Consider the following 3,919-nt stretch of genomic DNA (forward strand, 5'->3'; position numbering starts at 1 on the left):
CGCGGAAACGTGGTTACAAGCCCACGCGTCTGGTGGAATCATGCTTTAAAGTTAACACGACGGGTATTCTGACGGCGGCCGAGTGCGTCGTCGTCCCGAAACCGACTAACCGTCCGGCGCGAAAGGTGGGTCATGAACCCACTCGAGCGGTACGAACCGCTCGTCGACGATGTCGACGCGTTCCGGGCGGCCTGCGACCGACCGCTCCCGTCGGTCGTCCGGACCAACCGGATCAAAGCCTCGCCGACACGCGTCCGTGAGGCGTTCGACGAGGCGGGCGTCGCCCACGAGTCCGTCGACTGGCACGAGGGGCTCTTTCGGCTCCCCGACGGGAACCCCGGCGGGAACTGGCCGTACGTCCACGGCTGGATTCACGGGCAAGAGGAGGTGTCGGTGTTGCCGGGGCTGGCGCTCGACCCGCGACCCGGCGAGCGCGTCTGGGACGCCTGCGCGGCGCCCGGCAGTAAGACGACGCAGATCGCGGACGCGATGGGCGATTCCGGCACCCTCGTCGCCAACGACAACAACCTCGGGCGGCTCTCGGCGCTCAGACACAACGCCGAACGCCTCGGCGTGACGAACGCGGTCGTGACGAACCGAGATGCCCGGAACTTCTCCGTGAAGCCGCTCGCGTTCGACGCGTTCGACCGCGCGCTCGTCGACGCGCCCTGCTCGTGTGAGGGCACCTGCCGGAAGAACCCGGACGTGGTCGACGAGTGGACGCTCGACCACGTCCACGCGGTCGCCGGGATCCAGAAGGGGGTCCTCGCGCGAGCGGTGCAGGCGACCCGGCCGGGCGGCGTCGTCGTCTACTCGACGTGCACGTTCGCGCCCGAGGAGAACGAGGCGGTCCTCGACCACGTTCTCGCGAACGAAGACTGCGAGCTGGTCGCGTTCGACCTCCCGCTCGACACGGTTCCGGGCGTCACCGAGTGGGAGGGGGAGTCCTACGACGAGTCCGTGACGCGCGCCCAGCGGGTGTACCCGCACCACAACGACACGGGCGGGTTCTTCTGCGCGAAGCTGCGCGTCGGCGGGGCGGAGGAGGGTGCCGGCGGAAGCGACGCCGCCGCCCGCGACGCGGCGGGGGTGGCCCGATGAGCGACCCCGACCCCGACCCCGACAACGACCCGACCAACGACGGCCAGTGCTTCGACCGGCTCCCGGAGACCCCCGCGGACCGCGAGGTGGCGGGACGGGCCAGCCGCGAGGAGGTCCTCGACTGGTGGGAGACGCGCTTCGGGATCGGCCGGGAGGTGCTCGGCGGCTACAGCTTCTGGGAGAAGGGCGCGGGGAAGATCTGGATCTTCAACGGCGAGGCGACCGACCCGAGCCGGGTCGAGGCGATCGGGATGACGTTCCTGCGGACCCGCCAGGAGCACTGGAAGCCGACCACCCGCGCAGTCCAGCGGTTCGGCAGCCACGCGACGCGGAACGTGGTCGAACTCGGCCCCGAGCGCGCGAGCCGGTTCGTCGCCGGCGAGGACCAGGACCTCCCCGAGTGGGACGGCGACTGGGGGTACCTGATCGCCTCCCACCGGATCGCGGGCGCGACCGCCCCGATCGGGGTCGGCCTCTACCTCCACGGCGAGTTACGCTCCGTGGTGCCGAAGGGGAGCCGGGCGGACCTGCCGGTCGTCGAGCGCTGATCGCGACCCTTCGTATCGCCGTCGCGTGAGCCGCGTCCCCCGTTCGTCTCACGGCGGTCCGGAGCGGACGGCTACCCGGCTCCGTCGAGGGCATCATCGTCGGTCGATGCGTCCCGATCCGGGTGGGCCGGTACGGCCGGAGAGGGCCGACACGGTCGTCCCTTCGTCCGAAGGGATTCGAAGGCGGAAGCCAACCGGGACCGTCTCAACCGAGGAAGTAGCGCATCCACGAGTAGCGTTCGACGAGCGGTTTGCCGCCGACGTCGTACCGTTCGATGTAGGCGTCCAGTCCGAGGATACGGCCCGCGCCGAAGGCCGCGACGGAGAGGAAGACCAGCATGTACGCGAAATCACCGTTGATGTAGCCGTGAGCGACGTCCCAGTTCCCGAAGTAGAAGAGGACCATCATGAACGCCCCCCAGAACGCCGCCAGCCGGGTGAGACACCCCACGAGCAGGCCGAGCCCGATCAACACCTGGCCCCACGGGACGGCGACGTTCACGAAGTCCATGAACAGTCCCGTCTGGGACATCGCGACGAACAGGTCGGCGAACGGACTGCCGTTCGCCGCGGGGGCGTTCGCCAGATACCCCGCGGCGCTGAACTCTCCGCCGAGCAGCTTGCCCGTTCCGGCCTGAAGGAAGGCGAGTCCCATCATCAGTCGTAGTGCGAGGATGAACCACACGCTGAGCGTGTGGAGCTGTCCCTCGACGCTGATCCCTCCGATCGTGCTTTCGAGACTCACCTCTCGTGAACTCATGAAAAGAGTGTAACAAACATAACAGATATAGTTTTCCCAGAAAACCATTTCGGTGAAATCCGCCACGAGAGACGCGTTTGGCCCGGGAAGTGTCGTCTCGACCGCTCTCGTACGATCCCACCGAGTTTCACCGAGGTTCGTCGGCGGCGTCCTTCTCCCGAACGGTTCCGCCGCCCAGCCCCTCCCACTCGACGCGGTAGCCGAGCGCTGAGAGGGTCGCGCTCGCGTCGTCGATCCCGTACGCGTCGAGCCGCTCCTCGACCGCCGACAGCGACGTCCCGTCGTCGATCTCCTCGCGCAGCCGCTCTAAGACCCTCGGGCGGATCAGCGTCCGACCCACGAGTTCGTGGTCGGGAAACGGACCGTCCTCGACGGCCGACTCGCTCACGCCGTGGCGGGCCGCCAAGTCGGCGAGGGAGACGGCGTCGTCGTCGGGCGCGAACGACTCGGGGAGATCCGCGGCCGCCTCGGCGACGAGGTCGGCCTCGTGCTCGCGGAGCACGTCGACGACGTCCTTGACCCGGACGGTTCCCGTGTACGTGAGCACGCGGTGGTCGCGCGCGGCGATCGCCTCGCCGACGCCGAGGCTCTCGTCGACGGCGACGAGCAGGTCCACGTCCTCCACGTCCGCGAGCTGGGCGAGCTTCTTCTCGACGTACTCGGGCGTCCAGAAGCCCATCACCTCGAAGAACAGCCGGAAGTCGGCGTGGTCGTACTCGAACGCGAAGTCCGGGATCATCACCCGGGCCCCGGTTTCGAGCGGCTCGGGCTCTCGAACGAGCGTCCAGTCGAGGTCGAGCGCGCGGAACCGCCCAGCGAAGTCGGCCTCGACGCCGCTGTCGAAGTCGGGCTCGACGACAGGCTCGACGCCCGGCACGCTCACGTCGTCCGCGTCGAGCCGCATGGTTCGCTCGCGTCCGCGATCGTCGATCGTCGCCTCCAGTTCCCACTCGGCGGACTCGGCCACCGTCCGGAGCAGCCGCGCGAAGGCGGTGCCGTACCGGCGCGTGCGCGAGAACAGCGCGTCCGGCCCGGTGACGACCAGCACGCGCCCGTCCGCGGTCCGCTCGATCTCGTACATCAGACGGAGCCGCTTGACGGCCGAGACGAGCCGCTTCGGGTCGTTCGACCGGATCCGGACCTCCGTGGCGTCGAACAGCGCGGTCTGGGCCAACGAGAGGTCGTACTGTTCGAGCAGCGAGTCCGGATCGAAGCGGACGTCGGCGTCGACGAGCACCTCGTTGACGTCGCGGTCGGCGTACAGCGACGCCTCCACGTCGCCGGGGTCGACCCCGAGCGCGTCGGCCGCGCGGTCGATCGCCCGCTCGCCCTCCGCCTCGGTCGCGACGCCGACGGCCTCCGCCGCCTCGAAGGTCGCCCGGCGGACGCGACGCGGGGGGACCGGCGCGCGCGTCTCGAAGGCGCACTCGCGCTCGACGAGCGCCGCGAGGCCGCGGACGAGCTTGAAGTCTCCGCCGCGGTCGGCGGCGTCGGCCTCCAGCGCGTCGAG

4 protein-coding genes are annotated in these 3,919 nt (G+C 69.6%); 2 read left to right on the plus strand and 2 right to left on the minus strand.

Going from position 1 to position 3,919, the window contains the following annotated elements; translation table 11 throughout:
* The first annotated feature begins 132 nt into the window (after positions 1 to 132).
* On the plus strand, positions 133 to 1,101 hold the full coding sequence (locus tag GJ633_RS14775) for an RsmB/NOP family class I SAM-dependent RNA methyltransferase (protein ID WP_156589419.1): 969 nt from the start codon (positions 133 to 135) through the stop codon (positions 1,099 to 1,101).
* Positions 1,098 to 1,649 (plus strand): hypothetical protein, encoded by a 552-nt coding sequence (locus GJ633_RS14780; protein WP_156589420.1) that lies wholly within the window; start codon positions 1,098 to 1,100, stop codon positions 1,647 to 1,649. Before GJ633_RS14775 ends, GJ633_RS14780 begins: the two co-directional genes overlap by 4 nt.
* Before the next feature lie 205 nt (positions 1,650 to 1,854).
* On the opposite strand, the gene GJ633_RS14785 is transcribed toward GJ633_RS14780, so the two are convergent.
* Together GJ633_RS14785 and GJ633_RS14790 are read right to left on the minus strand one after the other, a co-directional pair.
* Positions 1,855 to 2,409: a DoxX family protein gene (locus GJ633_RS14785; protein WP_156589421.1), complete on the minus strand. Its 555-nt coding sequence runs from the start codon at positions 2,407 to 2,409 to the stop codon at positions 1,855 to 1,857.
* A gap of 127 nt (positions 2,410 to 2,536) precedes the next feature.
* Positions 2,537 to 3,919, minus strand: a 1,383-nt coding sequence (locus GJ633_RS14790) for a DUF790 family protein (protein WP_156589422.1), incomplete at its 5' end; no start/stop codon positions are given.

This window comes from Halorubrum sp. CBA1125 (assembly GCF_009742825.1).
Lineage (GTDB): Archaea > Halobacteriota > Halobacteria > Halobacteriales > Haloferacaceae > Halorubrum.

Coding starts and splice junctions, on each gene's coding strand:
- GJ633_RS14775 (WP_156589419.1), top strand. CDS start 133: ATGAACCCACTCGAGCGGTACGAACCGCTCGTCGACGATGTCGACGCG.
- GJ633_RS14780 (WP_156589420.1), top strand. CDS start 1,098: ATGAGCGACCCCGACCCCGACCCCGACAACGACCCGACCAACGACGGC.
- GJ633_RS14785 (WP_156589421.1), bottom strand. CDS start 2,409: ATGAGTTCACGAGAGGTGAGTCTCGAAAGCACGATCGGAGGGATCAGC.